This is a genomic window from Aurantiacibacter xanthus, from assembly GCF_003584015.1.
Classification (GTDB): Bacteria; Pseudomonadota; Alphaproteobacteria; order Sphingomonadales; family Sphingomonadaceae; genus Alteraurantiacibacter; species Alteraurantiacibacter xanthus.
The window spans coordinates 19690-38294 of record NZ_QXFM01000004.1; the positions used below are offsets into that span (position 1 = coordinate 19690).

Below are 18605 nucleotides of genomic sequence, written 5' to 3' on the forward strand. Positions count from 1 at the left end.
CGGCAGTATTCCTATCGGGAATGGAGCCTCCGCAACAGCAGCCGTCCATTCCTTACTTGCAATAGGTATCCTACGAACCCCCTCAGCGCTTGTTCCGACAAACCCGCCGGAACTGCACCCGGGACGTCACGCAGAATCGCGCGCAGCGCCAGACAGCCTATCCGTTGGAGGCTGCCGCGTCGGGCTTGCGCTTCCAGCCCCAGGCGAGGCGGCAGGGCAGGATATTCAGCGGTTCGAACCCGCTGTCGACACGGTCGAAATGCTGCGCGGTGAGATTACGGGCCGCATTGCTGAACTGGTAGGTGAGAAAAGCGCCGCCCGGACGGATCACGCGATAGGTGGCCGCCGCAATGCGCGGACCAAGGCCTTCCGGCAAGGTGGAGAACGGCAGACCCGACAGCACATAGTCCGCCTGTTCATGGCCATGCGCGCGGACGATCTCCTCGACATCCTCCGCCGAGCCATGAACCGCGACGAAGCGGCTGTCGTGGATCGTGCGGTTGAGATATTCGATGAACAGAGGGTTGGTGTCGATCACGATCAGGCTCGCATCGCGCGGCAGCCTGTCGAGCACCGGCTGGCAAAAGGTGCCGACGCCCGGACCATACTCGACGAACAGCTGGCAACGCTCCCAATCGACGGGGCGGAGCATCTTCCTGATCGTGTAGCGCGAGGACGGGATGATCGAGCCGACCATCACCGGATGCTCTACAAAGCCCTGGAAGAAGACGCCCCATGCTCCGAAGAACCTGCGCATTTTCTGCTTCAATCGCGTGGGTTTGCGTTCGGCCAAAGCCTCGTAACCGGCCATTATCGATCAGTATCCCTTGCCGTGCTCCCGGGGTGGGAGCCCATGGAAGCCGCGCGAGGTCGCAAATTCACCGGCGATTTGCAAGGCCTTGCTGAAACGCTCCCCTGCACCTTCGCCTTGAGCCGATCAAGATCTCTCGGCGCAATGGGCAATCCGCATGTGCTCATGCCTCTGGCGCGCTCAGGTTGCCGCTCGCGTCGAAGCCGCCGAGAGGCGTCCGCAGATGAGGTCGATGGCACGGCTATGGCGCGGGTCGGGCGGTGTGGACAGGCTTGTCACCATGCACCGCATCCCTCCCACGAAGGAAAGCGGAAAACGGACGAGATCGCCCGCCGCCACGTGCGCACGCGTATCATCGTCGAACAACAGGCCCACCCCGCGACCGGCCAGCACGAGTTCGAGCTGATACTCGCTATACTGCGACCGCGCCGCGACCATTCTGGGCCGCACCCCGACCGCCTCAAGCTGCTGGCGCTGATAACGCTCGGCATCGCTGCCCACTGGCGACAGAATGAAGGGGCACGCTTCTAGGTCGGCGGGCAAATGGCGGACCTTCGCCGCCAGAGCCGGTGCCGCACACAGGCCCACGGTCGTATCGCGCAGTTTGCGCGTGGCGAAGCCGCTCGTCGGCACCGCATCGCCATGATAGAAACCGCAGTCGGCCTCACCCGCGCGCAGGAGCGCCCGCACGGCATCGCCATCCTCGGCGCTCGCGAACTGAATTTCCGGCAGTTCGTAGTGCGGCAGAAGGTCGCGTACGATCGGCCGCAACCACTGATCGAGCAGATAGGCACCGGCAGCCAGCCTCAGCGGCGGCAAAGCCTGGCTGCCGTCGCGCATCTTGCCCGCCATTTTCAGCATCGAATGCGCGCGGGCGAGCATATCCTTGCCCAGCGGTGATAGCCGGGCCGCCGAGCCGCGCTCTCGCGTGAACAGCACGCCGCCAGCGGTGCGCTCCAGCGCCTTGATGTGCTTGCTGATCGACGGCTGTGCGATCCCGAGCCGGTCCGCCGTCTTGCGGAAGTTCTCATCCTTCGCCGCTTCGACGAAAATCTCAAGCTGGCGCAGGGTAAAGGACATCGAGCGGAACCGTCAAAGTAATAGCCTATCAGGCATCATTGATAGCCTGTCGAGTCGTTGCTTTGCAAGCTGACCCCGGCGATGTGACCGCAAAAGATCACATAATGAGGATTTCTGATGATGGCGGCCCCAACCTTCCGCTCGGGTGCGACCCGGCTGCGTCGTGCACTTGGCAGTTCTGCAATGGCACTGGCGCTGGCCAGCACTGCCGGAACTGCGCTCCATGCCCAGCAGACGGTCGACGCGCCGGCACGCGCCGACGGCTTCCGCTACTTCCCCAAGCCCGCCGAAGCTCCGGCGGGCGCGCCCAACGTGCTGGTGGTGCTGACCGACGACGTGGGCTTTTCCGCCGCCAGCGGTCTTGGCGGCCCGATCCCTACTCCGGCCTTCGATTCCGTGATGCAGAACGGCATCACCTACACCCGCTTCCACGTCACCGCGATGTGCTCGCCCACCCGCGCCTCGCTGCTGACCGGGCGCAACCATCACGCGGTCGGCTTCGGGGCCATCGCCAATGTCGCGGTGGACGAGCCGGGCTACACCTCGGTCATCCCCGAAAGCGCCGCCACTATCGGCGACGTGCTGAAGATGAACGGCTATTCGACCGCCTTCTTCGGCAAGAACCACAATACGCCCGAATGGGAGACCGGCCCGTTCGGTCCGTTCGAGCGCTGGCCCAACGGCTTCGGGTTCGACTATTTCTACGGTTTCAACGGCCCTGCCGCCGACCAGATCAACCCCGAGCTGGTCGAGAACCGCAACACCCTGCGCCGCGATCCGACGGACGAGACCTATTTCCTCGACCGCGATCTGGCCGACCACATGGTGGACTGGATCCACATGCAGGATTCGTTGCAGGAGCATAAGCCGTTCCTGCTCTACTTCGCGCCGGGCACGATGCACGCCCCGCAGCAGGCGCCGAAGGAGTGGATCGCGAAGTTCGCCGGTCAGTTCGATCAGGGCTGGGACGTGCTGCGCGAACAGATTTTCGCCCGGCAGAAGGCGATGGGGATTATCCCCGCCAACGCGGAAATGGCCCCCCGCCCCGAGCGCATGCCCTCGTGGGACAGCCTGACCGACAGCCAGCGCCACAACTACGCCCACCTGATGGAGGTGGCCGCCGCGCAGATGGCCTATATGGATTTCCAGTTCGGCCGCGTGCTCGATGCGCTGCGCGAGACGGGCGAACTCGACAACACGCTGATCCTCTATGTGCAGGGCGACAACGGCGGCGCGATCCACGAACTGGCGGGCTCGATGAACGCCTATGAGGGCTTCGCGCAGATCGAGAGCACCGACGAGGAACTGACCGCCCGCATGGGCGACGCCGGGGGCGAGAACAGCTTCGGCAATTACCCTGCGGGCTGGGCCTTCGCGCTCAACACGCCGTTTCCCTGGGGCAAGGCCGTCGCCTCGCACCTTGGCGGCACGCGCAATGCGCTGGCGGTCTCGTGGCCCTCGCACATCGCCGAGCGCGGCGCGATCCGCACGCAGTACACCCACGTCATCGACCTCGCGCCAACCATCTATGAAGCCATCGGCATTACGCCGCCCGCCGTGGTCGACGGGGTCGAGCAGCAGCCGATCGACGGCAAGTCGTTCGCCGCCAGCTTCACCGATGCCGCTGCGCCCGAGGTGCGCCACGAACAGTATTACGAGATGCTGGGCAGCCGCGCCTACTACAAGGACGGCTGGCTCGCCGCCACCGGCGTGACCTGGGATCCTTGGCGTATTCCCGATTACGACCCGAACAGCCTGCCGTGGGAACTCTACAACCTCGACGCAGACTTCTCGCAGGTTCACAACATCGCCAGCCAGCACCCCGACAAGCTGGCCGAGCTGCAGGCGGACTTCGACACCGCCGCCCGCCGCTACAACGTGTTCCCGCTGGCCTCGGACTATCTCGCCCGGCTCAGCCCGAGCAATCGCCCGCATGCGGTCGAACCCTCGGACAGCTACACCTACTATCCCGGCGACGCCCGCTATCCGATTGCGGCCTGGCCCAATGTCACGCCCAACTGGGAGGCGACCGTGCGGCTCACCACCAACAGCGCTGCCGACAGCGGCCCGGTGTTCGGCATGGGCATGCGCTTCACCGGCTATCGGCTGGCGCTGGAAGAAGGCGTTCCGGTGTTCACCTACGATCCGACCGGGCGCGAGGAAGAGCGCATGACCGTGCGCGCGGCCAGCCCTCTGCCTGCGGGCGAACACACCGTGGCGGTCCGCTTCGCTCCCGAGGCTGGCGGCGTACGGCTCGCGCTCTCGGTCGACGGGCAAGAGGTCGATACGGCGAACGACGACCGCTTCTACCGCGTGTTCAACGGTGCCGCACTAATCGGCCGCCCGCTGATCGACGACCGCACCGGTCCGCGCGCCTGCGAATGCTCCATCGAGTCCGTAACGATAAATCCGCGCTGAAGAGGCGGAGAAACAGTTTTTTGGGAGGGAAACCACATGACATATCCGGAGAAATTCACCGGCATCTCACTGGCGGCTGTTGCTGCTTCGACGCTCATGGCGATGCCCGTTGCGGCCTCGGCGCAGGAAGAGGGCGAGCGCGGCAATAACACCATCGTCGTCACCGCGCAGTTCCGCGAGCAGAGCCTGCAGGATACGCCCATTGCGATCACCGCGATCTCGGGTGACGATCTGGCCTCGCGCAGCCAGTCCGACGTGTCGCAGATCGCCGGGCAGGCGCCGGGTGTGAACCTGCAACCCGGCTCCGGCGCCTTCGGCCCCTCGCTGGCGGTGTCGATCCGCGGCGTGGGCCAATACGACTACAACCCGGCGGTCGAACCGGGCGTCGGCATCTATGTCGATGACGTCTACTATCCTTCGCTGACCGGCGCGGTGTTCGACCTGCTCGACCTCGACCGGGTCGAGATCCTGCGCGGCCCGCAAGGCACGCTGTCGGGCCGCAACTCGATCGGCGGCGCGTTGAAGCTCTATTCGAAGCGCCCGACCGGCTCCAACACCGGCATGATTTCGGGCACCTATGGCAGCCGCAACCGCATGGACCTGCGCGGCAACTTCGACTTCGGCCTCGCCGAGGATCTGTCGGTGCGTATTTCCGGCTCGGCCAAACGGCAGGACGGCTTCATCGACGTGCTCGATTTCGGCTGCGTCAATCCGCAGGGCAGCGCCAACAATCCCACCACCGGCGGTATCCCCGCCCGCACCGCCAGCGACAGCTGCCTGATCGACCGCGATGGCGACGTGAATTATCAGGCCGTGCGCGGCCAGCTGCGCTACAATCCGAGCGATGCGGTCGATCTGATGCTCTCGGCCGACTATGTCAGCGACAGCCGCCGACCCAGCCCGGCCGTGTTGCGCTCCACCACGCCGCTCACTCCGGCTCAGCTTGCCCGTGTGCAGGGTGCCTACACCGGCATAAACTGGGACGACCGCTTCATCTGCGGTCCCTATTGCAACTATGCGACCGGCTTTGCCCCGGCGGACCCCGCCCACGGCTTCCAGTTCGACACCACGCGCGATCTCATCACCCGCTACAGAGGCTTCGGCATCTCGCTGCTGGGCGAGTTCGATCTGGCCGACAACCTCCAGCTCACCTCGATTTCGGGCTACCGCGACTTCAGTTCGCAGTTCTCGAGCGACACCGATCTTTCGCCGCTGGTGCTGAACAACGCCTACAACGATCTCAACGTCTCGTTCTACAGCCAGGAACTGCGGCTCGGCGGCTCGCTCGCCAACGACCGGGTGTTCTGGACCCTTGGCGGCTTCTACTCGCAGCAGGATACCGATTTCCCCTATGTGGCAGACCTGCGCACTTCCGGCTTGCAGTTTGCCAGCCTTGGCGAGGTGGTAAACGCCAAGTCGCTCGCATTCTTCGCACAGGCTTCCTGGGAACTGCTTGACGGTCTGACGCTGAACGCGGGCGTGCGGCGGACGGACGAAAGCAAGGACTATCAGTTCTCGCGCCGTTATATCGACGGCACGCCCGGGGTGCCGCGCGTGGGCGGGCTCGACGGGCTCGTCGGCAGCTATCAGGAGGTCCGCTGGGACTATCGCGCCAACATCCAGTATGAGATCAGCCCGGAAATCATGGTCTACGGGCAGTATTCGACGGGATACAAGGGTGGCGGCATCAACCCGCGGCCCTTCTTCACCACGCAGGTCACTTCGTTCAACGCGGAATCGCTGAAGGCCTGGGAACTCGGCCTCAAGAGCGATCTGTTCGGCGTCCTCCGCCTGAATGCATCGGCATATTTCAACGACTACAGCGACATCCAGCTGGTGCTGAACTCGTGCCCCAACTTCACGCCGGGGGGTGCCCTTGCCCCTTGCGCGATGACGGCCAATGCCGGCGACGCGGAGGTGCTCGGCTTCGAGGTGGAAACGCAGATCGAGCCGGTTGCCGGCTGGAACGTGGAAGCCACGCTAAGCTATCTGGACTTCGACTACACCAGCCTCAATTCGGCGGTAAGTGGCGTGACGCTGGACGACGTTGCCCCGTTTACCAGCAAGTGGAAGTACTCGCTCGGCACTTCGTATGAGCACGAATTCGCCAACGGCTCGACCCTCACCCCGCGCCTCGACCTGTCGTACCAGTCGGAATTCTGGGCGGACTCGGGCAACACGGTGGGGGCCTATGTCGATAGCTACACCCTGCTCAACGGGCGCCTGACCTGGACCAACGGCGAAGGCGATCTCGATCTGTCGGTGGCGGTCACCAATATCACCGACGAATACTATTTCGTCGGCGCGTTCGACAACAGCCCGTCGGGCTTCTCGCTCGGCCAGCCCGGCCGTCCGCGCGAGTGGTCGGTGAGTGCTACCAAGCGGTTCTGATCCAACCCGCTATCCCCTGACCCTGCAACTGCACCCCTCCCAAAGCGGGCGCAGTTGCAGGGTTGCTATCCGCCGCTGCATGACAGGATCAGCGGCCCCCTGTTTCGCTCTGGCTAGGAAGTTCGCATGACATCAGCCCTCGGCAAAGCCATTGGTGGCCTCGCGCTCGCCCTCGCACTGGCAGGCTGCGGCAGCGGGCAGAGCGCCGATGCCGAGTGGCCGCTGCACGGTCTCGACGACACGGCCCAACGCTTCACCGACCTTGAACAGATCAATACCGGGAACGTGGACCGGCTCGGCCTCGCCTTCGCCCACGACCTCGGCACCGACCGGGGGCAGGAAGCGACCCCGATCATGGTCGACGGCGTGCTCTATCTCGTCAGCGCCTATGACGTGGTGCAGGCGGTCGATGCCGTCAGCGGCGAACTGCTGTGGGAATACGATCCGCAGGTGCGCGCAGCTTCGGCGCGCGGGTGCTGCGGGCCGGTCTCGCGCGGGGTGGCGGTGCACGAGGGCAAGGTGTTTCTCGGCGCGCTCGACGGGCGGCTGATCGCGCTCGATGCGAAGAGCGGGCAGGTCGTGTGGGAAGTTCAAACCATCGACGAAGCCGACCCGCTGGCGGTGAACTACACCATCACCGGCGCGCCGCGTGTGGTGGGCGATCTGGTGCTGATCGGCAATGGCGGCGCCGAGTTCGGCGTGCGCGGGTTCGTCACCGCTTACAAGGTGAACAGCGGCGAGCAGGCCTGGCGCTTCTACACCGTGCCCGGCAAGCCCGGCGTACCCGACCATGCTGCCAGCGACAACGCCATGGATATGGCCGCCGAAACATGGGCCGGCGACTGGTGGAAATACGGCGGCGGCGGCACCGCCTGGGACGCCATCGAATACGACCCCGAACTGGGCCTCGTCTATATCGGCGTGGGCAATGGCTCGCCGTGGAACCACCAGATGCGCTCCGATGGCAAGGGCGACAACCTGTTCCTTTCATCCATCGTCGCGCTCGATGCGAAGACCGGCGCATACCGCTGGCACTTCCAGACCACCCCCGCCGACAGCTGGGACTATACCGCCACCCAGAACATCATCCTCGCCGACCTCGAAATCGACGGCAAACCGCGCAAGGTGCTGATGCAGGCACCCAAGAACGGATTTTTCTACGTGCTCGACCGCGAGACGGGGGATTTCATCTCGGGCAAGCCCTTCGTGAATGTCACCTGGGCCACGGGGCTCGATCCGAAGACCGGACGCCCGATCGAAGCGCCCTCCGCGCGCTACTACCGCACCGGCGAGCCTTCGTTCCAGTTCCCCAGTTCGGGCGGCGGGCACAACTGGCCGCCGATGGCCTTCAGCCCCGATACGGGGCTCGTCTATATCCCCGCACAAGATGTCGGCATGCCCTATGCCGCCGCCGACGAGGAGCAGGTGATCGGCGCCTATACCTCGGGCGTCGCCATGGATGGCGGCGGCGCGATGACGAAGGAACAGCGTGACGAACTCTATGCCGGGATGAAGGGCTACCTCATCGCCTGGGATCCGGTACGGCAGAAGGAAGCGTGGCGCGTCAATCAGGTCGCTCCGTTCAACGGCGGGGTGCTGGCGACCGGCGGCGGGCTGGTCTTCGCGGGCAACACCGCGCGCGAACTGGCCGCCTATGATGCAAAAAGCGGCGCGAAACTGTGGTCGTTCGATGCGCAGACCGCCGTGATCGCCCCGCCGATCAGCTATGCCATCGACGGGGTGCAATATATCGCCGTGCTGTCCGGCTGGGGCGGCGGCTGGCCGCTGACCGGCGGCGTGATGGCCTTGCAGGCGGGCAAGGTCGTGGGGCCGAACCGGCTGCTGGTGTTCAAGCTCGACGGCAAGGAGGTGCTGCCGCCCTTCACCCCGCCCGCAGGCCCGAGCCGCGCCATCGTCTCCGCTCGCCCTGCGGACGAGGCCTCCATCGCGCGCGGCAATCAGCTTTACGCCCGCTACTGCCTGCGCTGTCACGGCACCGGCGTGGTGAGCGCTGGCGCCTACCCCGACCTGCGCGCCTCGGGCGTGGTGCCGGGCGAGGCCTTCGCCGCCGTGGTGCTGAACGGTGCGCTCGCCGCCAACGGCATGCCGAGCTTCGCGGGCAAGCTCACGCCCGCGCAATTGAACGATATTCGCAGCTTTATCGAAGCCCGGTCCTTCGAGGATCTGGCGCAGGAATAACGAGGAGAGATCATGTCCGACCAACTAAACGAAGTGCTCGCCGAACTCGCCGCCCTCAGACAGCGTCAGGCAGAGCTGGAAACCGAAGTGCAGCAGGCGCGCGACTTCCAGTCGGTGCAGAACCTGCAAGCGGCTTACGGCTACTATGTCGACAAGGGCCTGTGGGACAATGCGTCCGAGTTGTTCGCCGAGGATGGTTCGCTCGAACTGGCCGGGCGCGGTGTGTTCGTGGGCCGCGAGCGGGTGCGCGAATATCTCCACCACCTCCCGCCCTACGGCAAGGGGATGCTCTATAACCACATGCAGTTGCAGCCGGTGATCCATGTGGATAGCGCAGCGGGCACGGCCAAGGCGCGGTGGCGCAGCTTCATGATGGTCGGCTCGCTCGGCCAGGAGGCGCGCTGGGGCGAGGCGACCTACGAGAACGAATACAAGCGCGTCGATGGCGAATGGAAGATCGCGCTGCTGCACGGCTACATGAACATCTATGTCGAGTTCGACCGGGGCTGGAACAAGGAAGGCGTGCCGCTGCTGCGCTCGATCGAGGGCCTCCAGCCCGATCTGCCGCCGACGATGCAGTACGAATGCTATCCCGAGCCGCTGATCGCGCCGTTCCATTACGACAAGGTGTGAGCGGGATGACGAAGATCACCCAGCTGAAGCCCGCCGCCGAAGCCGTCGAGGGCTTTGCGCCGCCGGTGGTTGCGGTCGACCATGAAGAGCTGCTCGCCAGCGACGATCCGCAGATCGCGGCGAACAAGCGCTTCTGCTACGATATGTACCGGACGGTGTTACAAGCCGGGCGTGCCGACCGCGTGCGCGATTTCATCGCCGACGACTATATCCAGCACAACCCCAACGCTGCGAGCGGCGCAGCGGCACTGGAAGAGTTCGTCCGCAACTCGCGGCCCGAACGTGAGATCGAGCCGACCATATCGCTGCCGCTGGTGTCGATCATGGCCGAGCGCGACATGGTCACCTTCGTCTTCGTCCGCCGCGAGGAGAACGAGGAGACCGGCACCTACTACACCAGCTGGTTCGACACCTTCCGCCTCGAAAATGGCAAGATAGCCGAGCACTGGGACCCGGCGCTGTGCACCCCGCAAATGGCGCGCATCGACCCCAACTCCAAACGGCTCGAACAGTAGGCCTAACGGCTCCCGCACCTCGCGCGCGGGAGCCGCAGGTTACCTAGAACGCGATTGTCGCCGAGGCCTTCACCGTGCGCGGTGTGCCGAGTTGCAAGTCCGGGCGGAAGCTGTCGAAGGCCGAGGCCCAGTAAGACGCATCCGTCACGTTATCGACATTGACGCGCAGAGTAAGGGCACTGTCACCCACCACGGCGACGTAACGGGCACCCACATCGAGCCGGGTCCAGTCATCGAGGAACAGCGTGTTGGCGAGGTTTGCCGCCTGCTCTCCGGTATGAACGACGCGGCCGGTCAGCGTCAGCGCGGGCACGAAGGGCAGATCCCATTCGACGTTCGCATTGAGCATGTACTCCGGCACACCCACGGCCTGATTGCCTTCGTTGACGCCGTTCTGAGTGTGGCGCAGCTTGGCATCGATCACCGACCCGCCGCCGATCAGCCGCAGGCCTTTGACGATCTCGCCGGCAAGGGTGAATTCGATGCCGCGATTGCGCTGCACACCGTAGGGTCCGAACTCAAGCATCGCCGCGTCATTCGGATCGACCCGCAGGATCGCGGTCTCGCGGTCGATCTGGAACAGACCGAGCGAGAGGTTCATCGGCCCCACGGCAAGCTTTCCACCGACCTCGTATTGGGTCGAGACGAACGGCGACAGCACCTCGCCGGCATTGCTCACCGGAACCGTATTGCCGCCCTCATCGGTGCCGCTCAAAGGCGCGGTCGCCCCGGGCACGAGCGCTTCGATGCGGTTGGCATAGAGCGAAAGCCCCTCGACCGGCTTCACGACCAACCCGACCACCGGGGTCCAGGCATCCTCCGAGTGTTCGCCGCTGAATAGGCCCGTATCAGCGGCATAGGACTTGGTGGTGATCTCCTGCAACCGCACGCCGCCGGTTAGCAACACCCGGTCATCCCAGAAGCCCAGCGTATCGGAAACGAAAGCGCTCTTCAGCAGCGTGCGCGAGATCGGGAACGGATGATCGAGATTGCCCCGCCCAACCGACACCGTGGTCGAGCGCGGCAATGTCACCGGGTCATAGAGGTTATTGGTGCCGGGCGAAGCGGTGTAGAATTCGTAGGCGTTGCGGTTCACCTGCCAGGTCATCGCCCCGCCCACATTAAGTTCGTGCGACAGGCTGCCGGTCTCGAAACGGGCACGCAGGCCCGCTGTTGCCGCCTCGTTGTTGTCGGTGCGCGGGATGAACGAACTGCTGACCGACATGTCGCCGGTGCTCGCATCGAGCAATGTCGGCGTGCTGTAGATGCCTTCTTCCGAACCATCGCGCGCGCCGAAGGCCGCATAGACCGTCATGTCCTTGGCAAGGTCGTATTCCGCGCGGAACTGGCCGAACACATCGCGCAGATTGGTGTATTGCCACGGCTGACCGAAGTTGGTGTCGGCATCGGGCACGGCGGGAATGGGAAGGCTGTTTATGCGCAGCTTGGGTCGGAAATGCGAGACCTCCACCCGCTGATAAGCCACGTCGAGCGCGAGGCGCAGCGGGCCGGAATTGTAGTCCAGCGCACCGCCCAGAACATGCGCACTGCGGAACTCGCCGTCGACCGACACGTCGCCGCCGCGCACCGCGCCGTTCACGCGCAGGCCCCACTCGCCATTGGCACCGAAGCGCCGTCCAACGTCGAAGCTCGCCCCGATATGCTGCGACGAGGTGTAGCCCATGGTGGCGCGGGTGATGTCGCGCGTGGTCGCACGCTTGGGCATCAGGTTGACGCTGCCGCCAATCGCCGTCCCGCTCGGCGCGGCTCCATTGAGGAACGCGCTGGAGCCGTTGAGCACTTGCACCGAATCGTACAGTTCCGGCGCGACGAGTTGGCGCGGCAGAATGCCGTAGAGACCATCGTAACCGATATCGTCGCCAGCGAGCGCGAACCCGCGGATCACGAACAGTTCCCCCGCAATACCGAAGCCGGTGGTGGTGCGGATGGTCGGATCGTTTTCCAGCACCTGCCCCAGCGTTTGCGGCTGCTGGTTGAGGATCAGCGCGGAGTTGTAGCTGCGCAGGCTGAACGGAAGGTCTGCGGCGTCCTTGTCACCCAGCACACCGGCCCTGCCCTTCTGTTCAACACCCGACTGGTTCTGGCGCTGCGCGGTCACGACAATTGTTTCATCGGCCTGCGCACTGGCCGGAATGGCCAGGGCGGGTACGGTCAGCGCGCTGGCGATAAGCAGCAGCGGGCGCAGGGAAAGGCAGGTCATCAAAAGGTCCTTTGCAGGGAGAGATGGAATTTCAGGAACGGCGGAAGCGCATGGCCCAGCCCGCTGCGAGCACGGGGATCCCAAGGCCGACCCACGAAGCCGCATCGCGCCAGCCATCGCCGGTCAGCGCGATCACCAGAGCAGCAAAGCAGATGACGAAAATCACCAGAGGCAGCGCGAAGATCGCGCCGAGCGAGTTAGGGCTCTTGCGGGAGGGCCGCCGGGAGACGGAGCGCTGACGGGTCATTCGGCGGGCTCCGCCATCTGTTCAATCCGGTGAAGCCGCATACTTGGCGACGATACCGAGCGCGCCATCCACAAGTAAAGCCCACTGCCCAGCACCACGATGGTGAACAAGGTCAGCGCCGCCCACAGCAGCTTGAGCGGCAGACCGCCATAGTCGCCGAAGTGGAGCGGACGCGACATAGACAGCGCCATGTAATACCACGGCATTGGCCGTGCATCGGTGAATTCGCCGGTCTCGGCGTCGATCAGCGCCGGGGTCAGCAATCGCTCGGTCAGCGGCGTGTCGCCCTGGAAGAACACCGCATAGTGGTGCTTCGAACTAAAGGTGCCGCCGGGAAAGCCGATGAACTGCGGATTGTTGCCCGGCAGTGCTTCGCGGGCCCGCACCATGGCCAGATCGAGCGAGCCATACCGCGCCGGATCAAGCGCTTCGCGGCCATCGTATTCGCGGGTCATGTCGGCCAGTTCGTTCGCCTGCCACATATCCTCGATCGGCACCGATAGCGCGTTGATGACCCCGGTGAGCCCCACCACCAGCATCCATGCCAGTGCCACCATCCCGAGCAGGTTATGGTAATCCAGCCACTTGAGCCGGGCGCTGCGTGTCACCCGCAGGGTGCCGAAGTCGAGCTTGCGCATGAAGGGCGCGTAAAGCACCACGCCCGAGACCAGCGCGGCAACGAACAACACCCCCATCGCTCCCAGAAACAACATGCCTGGCAAGCCGAGGAACATGTCGGTGTGCAGTTGCAACAGGAAGTGCATGACCCCGCCATCGCTTTCCGCTTCCATGCCGATTTGCTTGCCGGTTGAACGATCGAGCGACTGGATGGTCATCTCCGATCCGGGCGAGTCCGGGCGTGGCGCCGTGGTGACGGTCATCGATGGCTGATCGTTGTCGAAGGCCATGAACACCGGCACTTCACCCGGCCGGTTGGCGAGCGCGATCCGCATCATGTCGTCGAGCGAAAGAAAACCCTCGGCCTCACCCGAGGAGCCGACACCGGGCATGCCCAGCTCCGGGCGGTCTTCGGTCAGATAGTCGATCTCGTCGTGAAAGATCAGCGGCAGGCCGGTGATACAGAGCATGAGGAGAAAAGCGGTGCAGACAAGGCTGCTCCACTTATGAACAAGAAACCAGAGCCGGATCCCCCGAGGAGTCAAAAATCAAACCCATTTTTGCAACGAATTATCATTAGCGACGCCTAGAGCGAGACAAACGCAATTTCAAGTCCTGTCAGTTGTGAGCGGAGACACTGGCCCACAATCCAGCTCCTTCAGTGAAAGTGAATGGGAATGGTGAACCCGAGCCGCTCATCGGAAATTGCTCCATCGGGCGGCGGGAACGGGGCCGCCTGGCGCACCATGCGCAAGGCCAGCCGGTCGAGTTGCACATCGCCGCTGGAACGCATGATCCGGGTATCGAGCACCTGCCCGCTGCGGTCGATCCGGAACGAAACGACCGCTTCTCCCTCCTTGTGAAGCCCTCGCGGGGCCCACGCCATGATCGCAGTGCGAAGTACGCCTGCATAGCGTACAAGCAGGTCGGGCTCGCCCGGAGCTGGCGGTGCGATGGAGGCTGGCTCAGGCAAGCCGGCGCGAGGTGCAAGCGCAAAGGGCGTCACCTCAAGCGGTATCGCAGGCCCCCTCACAGGCTGGACCATAGCCACCGTGACTGGCTCTGCGCCACCGGAGCCCGATGCGCCCGATGGCGCGGATGGCATGGCGGGTGGCGGCGGCGATGGCCGGGCGCTTGCCGGCTGTTCGGGTCGCGGCGCGGCAGCGGGTTGCACCGGGTCCTTCTCGAACAGCGCGACCAATGCCGGGGTCTCGCGATCGATATGCGTGAGCGAGGTGCGAAAGGCGCTCGCCGCGACCGCCAGCAGAACACAATGCCCTGCCACGATCGCGGCAAGAACCATCGGGTGCCAACCGCTTCGGATATCTCCATAAGCCATCAGCTTCAGGCCCTTTTTCCGTTCTGGCTGGCGGTCGCAAGCAGCGATCAGAAGCGGGTCGACAGACCCACGTTGAACGAACGCCCGCGACCGGGAACCGGACGCAGCTCGCCAGTCGCTCCATAGTCGCCCAGCGACACCCCACCCAGAGGCAAGGCATAGCCGGTGTCGAACAGGTTCTCGACATCGAGACTCACCCGCACCCCGCTGACGGTGTAGGCCGCGCCAAGGTTGACCAGCGCATAATCATCGGTGCGCGGTTCGTTGCGGGTTGCATCGACACGGGTCTTTTCCGCCACCCATTCAAAGTCGGCAGCGAGTTCCAGCGCCCCGCTGCGATGGGCAAGGCCCAGCTTCACGTCGAGTGGCATCTGCCGATAGACCGGCCCGCCATCGCTGAGGTTTCTCGCTTCGAGCCACGACAGCGAACCGGTCAGCCGCGTGCTTCTCGCCGCCGTGCCCGCGCCCAGCTCGACCGCGCCCGCCACATCGATCCCGTAAAACTCGGCATCCTGATTGGCGAACTGGAGCTGCACGAAGCCGCCAGGCGCGCCCATCATGTCGGTAAACTCCTGCACGAAGGCCCCGTCGATATAATCGTCAACGCGCGTGTAATAGGGCGCGATCCGCAGGCTCCACCCCGCCTTGTCGCCGCCAAGGGCAAGCGCCGCACTCACCGTGTCGGCCCGCTCCGGCTTGAGATCGAGATTGCCGACATAGCCGTTGCCATCGCCATACCAGCCGATCATCCGGCTCGCCATCGACCCGCGCCCCCAGCTGTAGCGCTCGTAAAGGTTCGGCGAACGCGCCTTGTGGGCATAGCCCAGTTCGAGCGCAGCAAGATCCGACAGCTCGTAGACCAGCAGGGCCGATCCGCTCCAGTTGTCATCGGTGCGCTTGCGTTCGGCCGCGTTGAAGGCGGCGGCGGCCATCACATCGGCCATCTGCATCATGCCGGTGCCATAGGGCTTCACCTCACCGGTGTTCATCGTCACCCGGTCATAACGCAGGCCCGTGATGGCCGAGAGGCGGTCGCTGAAGTGGCGCTCCCACTCGATGAAAGCCCCAATGCGGCCGCGCTTGCCGCCGTTGACGTTCACGAACTCGCCCGGCCCCATCATCATGCTGCCCGCAACCGGCGGCCAGTAATCGTCGAGCCACTGGTGATGAAACTCGGCTCCGATCCGCAGGGTGTCGTGCATCGACATCGGAAGCGACAGCTTCACCGACCCGTCAAAGCTGTGCACCTCGGTGTTCATCGGCATCGAACCGGGCTGCTTGTCTTCGAGGAAGTCCATCTCGTGGTCGGTGTCGCGGTAGGCGGCGCGCAAGGCGAGATCGCCCCAGTCGAAGTAGCCGTCGTAGCTGCCATTGAGGAACCAGCTCTTGTTGTCGACCATGTCCATGTACTGATTCGGGAAGCCCTCGTAAGGCGAGCGCTGGATGCCGCCCTTCAGTTGCACCAGCCCCGTCGCATGCTGCCATGCCAGCGCCAGCGCATGATCGGTCTTGGCAAATTCAGTCGAGCGCACGAGGCCATCGCCGCCGCCGCCTTCGTACTGATCGGACTGGGCATAGGAGCCGGTATAGGTCGCGCTGAGACTGCCCGTCGCAACGGTCAGCCTGGCCGCACCGCCGAAGCCATCGCCGTTCGAGCGATAGAAGCTAGACAGTTCGCCCGTCACCAGCGTCTTGCCAGCGGCCGCGAATTGCGGCGGCGTGCTTTCGACCGAAATGACCCCGCCGATATTGTCACCGCCACTGCTGACCGGGGCAATCCCCGTCAGCACGCTGATGGAGGAAATGGTCTGCGGGTCGGTGTAGGAGAGCGGCGAATTCATGTCGTTCGGGCAGGCCATGTCGATCGTGAAGCCGTCGACCAGCACCGTCACCCGCTGCTCCGAGAGGCCGCGGATCGAGGGCATCGACGAGAAGCCGCCGCCCGAACTGGCGCTGACGCCCGGCAGATCGGCCAGCAGCCTGCCCGTGTCGCTGGTGCTCGCCTGCTTGCGTGCGAGGCTGTCGCGCTCGACGCGTGCTCCGCTCAGCGGGGTAGCGGCGATGCTCTCGCTGCTCTGGCCGGATTGCACGTCGATGGCTTCGATGGGCGTGCTTTCCTGCGCATGGGCGACGAAGGGCACGAGGGTGCAGCTACTGATGAGCGCGATGCGAAGAGAGTTGCAGAACCTGGTCATTGGTCTTGGTCCTTATTTGAATCTGTGCGGGGGAAGGCGGTCAGCCCAGAGCCGGGCCGGATGCGGCGACGATATCGGCATTCGGCACGGCGTCGTCGTGCGGGGCCGGCGTGCCTAGTGCGGCCAGATGCACGGCCATCAGCGCAGCGATCGCGCCCCAGGCCAGCCAGCGTATCCGCATGAGAACATGCGCGGTGCGCGGAGAGATTGCCGCGATGCTCATGCCCCTGCCTCCCGCACATGTCTGGCGATCAGCGGAATAACCGCGCGCTTTTCCGCAAGGCTGAGACAGCGGCCGATTTCGATCCGCACAGCGCGGCATTCGAGAAACAGCCTCAGCCGCGCGGGCGAGGCTTCGTCGCGAAGCAGCCTTGTGGCGTGAAGCGGCAGCACGACCGGTGCGGTATTCCGGCTGGTCCAGCGCAGGCTGTTGCCGGTGATGGTCAGGCACTCGGCAGCGGGCTGCGACCGTTTGTGCCATTCGAGCGCACCGACGAGCAGCGCCATCGTGGTGAGGGCATAGACCGGCACCAGCACCTCGCCCTTTGCCGCAAACAGGATCGCCATGGCCATGAACAGGCCGATGAGGATGGTGAAGACGATGCGCCCGTCCTGCGACAGCGACGAGCGATTCTCTCGCAGATGCAGGACGATGCTCTGGGCGCGCTCAGGATCGGGCGCAAACGACTGCTCATCGGGGCAGTTCTGGACTGAATACATGTAAGGAAACTCCGACAGCGCGATGCACGCAACGCAGGCGCGCATCGGCAGGGCCGACAAATCAGGCTAGATTGTCAGGCAGCAGCCGGAGGCCCGCGCAGCGGCGGGCGCAGATGCGCCAGCTCGCCGAACGGCAGGCGCGGTGAAGGCGCGAGGCCAAGCACGAGGATAAAGGCAAAGGCCAGCGCGAGCAGGAAGCCGTCGGCCCCGCCAATCGCCACATGGCCCAGCCCGGCAAAAGCGCAATGTTCGCTCTTGGCCCCAGCCTCGGAATGTTCCGGCCCGGCGGGCTTGCCCGGAACGGTCAGTTGCATCTGCTTGAAGCCCTGACTCACATCGGAGCAGATCGTGATCGTCAGCACCTTGTCCGGCGAAGACGACACCATGTAGCCGGCAGGCATCAGCGCCTTGATGCAAAACGCCAGCACGACAAGCACCAGCGCAAAGCTGTGACGTCGATCGAGAAAGGCGCGCAAGGGTTGCATCGGACCTATCCGTTAGGCCCGCGATTGCAAAATGTCAGCCCGGAATGTCGGGCGACCGGCGAGCGGTCGCCCTCCCTGCAGCCATCCCGCGAGAGGCAGCTCGCGTTCTGCCTTCACGCTTATGTCGCGTCCTGCCAGCCACCACCCAACGCCTTGAACAGGTCCACCCGCGCCAGCGACAGCTGCCGTAGCGAGGCAGCATAGGCGGCGCGCGTGGCCAGCAGATCCGACTGTGCCGTCAGCACGTCGAGCCAGCCGACAGACCCTGCACGATAGCGCCTGTCGGCAAGCGCATAGGCGCGTTCGGAGCGCTCCTGCGCCTCGCTCAGCGCCACAAGGCGGCGCTGCTCGCTATCCACGAGGGTGAGCGCCTGCTCGACCTCCTTGAGCGCGGTGACGACCTTGCCGTCGAACGTGGCCAGCGACACGTCGCCCTGCGCCTCGACCTGCCGCAACCGCGCCCGCGCCACGGAGACATTGGGGAAGCGCCACGAGAGCAGCGGCCCGAGCGAGAACGAGAAGGAATCGCTTCCCCGCACCTGATCGTTGCGCAGAAAGCTGCCCGAACCGCCCAGGCTGATGCTCGGATAGAGTTCGGCGGTCGCGACGCCGATCCGTGCGGTATCGGCGGCCAGACGGCGCTCGGCTTCGCGCAGATCGGGGCGTCGCCGCAGCAAGGCCGCGCCATCGCCGACCGGAATGGTTGCCGCGGGTTCGGGCGGCATGGCGCAGC

16 protein-coding genes are annotated in these 18605 nt (G+C 64.8%); 5 read left to right on the forward strand and 11 right to left on the reverse strand.

Annotation, left to right across the window (positions count from 1 at the left end):
* Nucleotides 1–157: 157 nt before the first annotated feature.
* Entirely contained in the window at nucleotides 158–757 is a 600-nt protein-coding gene (locus tag D2V17_RS00615) for a class I SAM-dependent methyltransferase (protein WP_245978389.1), read from the reverse strand.
* A 234-nt stretch (nucleotides 758–991) separates the two neighbouring features.
* Entirely contained in the window at nucleotides 992–1891 is a 900-nt protein-coding gene (locus tag D2V17_RS00620; protein ID WP_119591215.1) for a LysR family transcriptional regulator, read from the reverse strand.
* Between the two features lie 117 nt (nucleotides 1892–2008).
* Between D2V17_RS00620 and D2V17_RS00625 the strand changes: the two genes are divergently transcribed.
* The 5 genes from D2V17_RS00625 (at nucleotide 2009) to D2V17_RS00645 (ending at nucleotide 10047) form a co-directional block, all read left to right on the forward strand.
* Complete coding sequence (locus tag D2V17_RS00625) at nucleotides 2009–4309, forward strand: arylsulfatase (RefSeq protein WP_119591216.1); 2301 nt, start codon at nucleotides 2009–2011, stop codon at nucleotides 4307–4309.
* 36 nt (nucleotides 4310–4345) lie between these two features.
* Nucleotides 4346–6700, forward strand: coding sequence for a TonB-dependent receptor (locus D2V17_RS00630; protein ID WP_119591217.1), 2355 nt, complete (start codon nucleotides 4346–4348; stop codon nucleotides 6698–6700).
* 126 nt (nucleotides 6701–6826) lie between these two features.
* Complete coding sequence (locus tag D2V17_RS00635) at nucleotides 6827–8899, forward strand: PQQ-dependent dehydrogenase, methanol/ethanol family (RefSeq protein WP_119591218.1); 2073 nt, start codon at nucleotides 6827–6829, stop codon at nucleotides 8897–8899.
* A gap of 12 nt (nucleotides 8900–8911) precedes the next feature.
* On the forward strand, nucleotides 8912–9532 hold the full coding sequence (locus D2V17_RS00640) for a nuclear transport factor 2 family protein (RefSeq protein ID WP_119591219.1): 621 nt from the start codon (nucleotides 8912–8914) through the stop codon (nucleotides 9530–9532).
* 5 nt (nucleotides 9533–9537) lie between these two features.
* Complete coding sequence (locus D2V17_RS00645; protein ID WP_245978390.1) at nucleotides 9538–10047, forward strand: nuclear transport factor 2 family protein; 510 nt, start codon at nucleotides 9538–9540, stop codon at nucleotides 10045–10047.
* Between the two features lie 43 nt (nucleotides 10048–10090).
* Here the strand turns inward: D2V17_RS00645 and D2V17_RS00650 are convergent, their stop codons facing one another.
* The 9 genes from D2V17_RS00650 to D2V17_RS00690 form a co-directional block, all read right to left on the reverse strand.
* Nucleotides 10091–12268: a TonB-dependent receptor gene (locus D2V17_RS00650; protein WP_119591221.1), complete on the reverse strand. Its 2178-nt coding sequence runs from the start codon at nucleotides 12266–12268 to the stop codon at nucleotides 10091–10093.
* Between the two features lie 31 nt (nucleotides 12269–12299).
* Complete coding sequence (locus D2V17_RS00655; protein WP_119591222.1) at nucleotides 12300–12515, reverse strand: hypothetical protein; 216 nt, start codon at nucleotides 12513–12515, stop codon at nucleotides 12300–12302.
* A complete protein-coding gene (locus D2V17_RS00660; RefSeq protein ID WP_119591223.1) occupies nucleotides 12512–13678 on the reverse strand; it encodes a PepSY-associated TM helix domain-containing protein in 1167 nt (388 codons plus the stop codon). Before D2V17_RS00660 ends, D2V17_RS00655 begins: the two co-directional genes overlap by 4 nt.
* Before the next feature lie 113 nt (nucleotides 13679–13791).
* On the reverse strand, nucleotides 13792–14436 hold the full coding sequence (locus D2V17_RS00665) for an energy transducer TonB (protein WP_191229003.1): 645 nt from the start codon (nucleotides 14434–14436) through the stop codon (nucleotides 13792–13794).
* Between the two features lie 83 nt (nucleotides 14437–14519).
* Complete coding sequence (locus D2V17_RS00670) at nucleotides 14520–16667, reverse strand: TonB-dependent receptor (protein WP_119591225.1); 2148 nt, start codon at nucleotides 16665–16667, stop codon at nucleotides 14520–14522.
* Between the two features lie 40 nt (nucleotides 16668–16707).
* Nucleotides 16708–16890 carry a hypothetical protein gene (locus tag D2V17_RS00675; RefSeq protein WP_119591226.1) on the reverse strand — a complete coding sequence of 61 codons (183 nt, stop codon included), beginning with the start codon at nucleotides 16888–16890 and terminating at the stop codon, nucleotides 16708–16710.
* Nucleotides 16887–17387 carry a DUF2244 domain-containing protein gene (locus D2V17_RS00680; protein WP_191229004.1) on the reverse strand — a complete coding sequence of 167 codons (501 nt, stop codon included), beginning with the start codon at nucleotides 17385–17387 and terminating at the stop codon, nucleotides 16887–16889. The genes D2V17_RS00675 and D2V17_RS00680 overlap by 4 nt, the downstream gene beginning before the upstream one ends.
* Nucleotides 17388–17461: 74 nt before the next feature.
* The gene (locus D2V17_RS00685) at nucleotides 17462–17872 is read right to left on the reverse strand and encodes a DUF2946 family protein (RefSeq protein ID WP_119591228.1); all 411 of its coding nucleotides are present in this window, start codon (nucleotides 17870–17872) and stop codon (nucleotides 17462–17464) included.
* A gap of 119 nt (nucleotides 17873–17991) precedes the next feature.
* Nucleotides 17992–18605: TolC family protein (locus D2V17_RS00690; RefSeq protein ID WP_191229005.1), on the reverse strand; the 614-nt coding region annotated here is incomplete at its 5' end.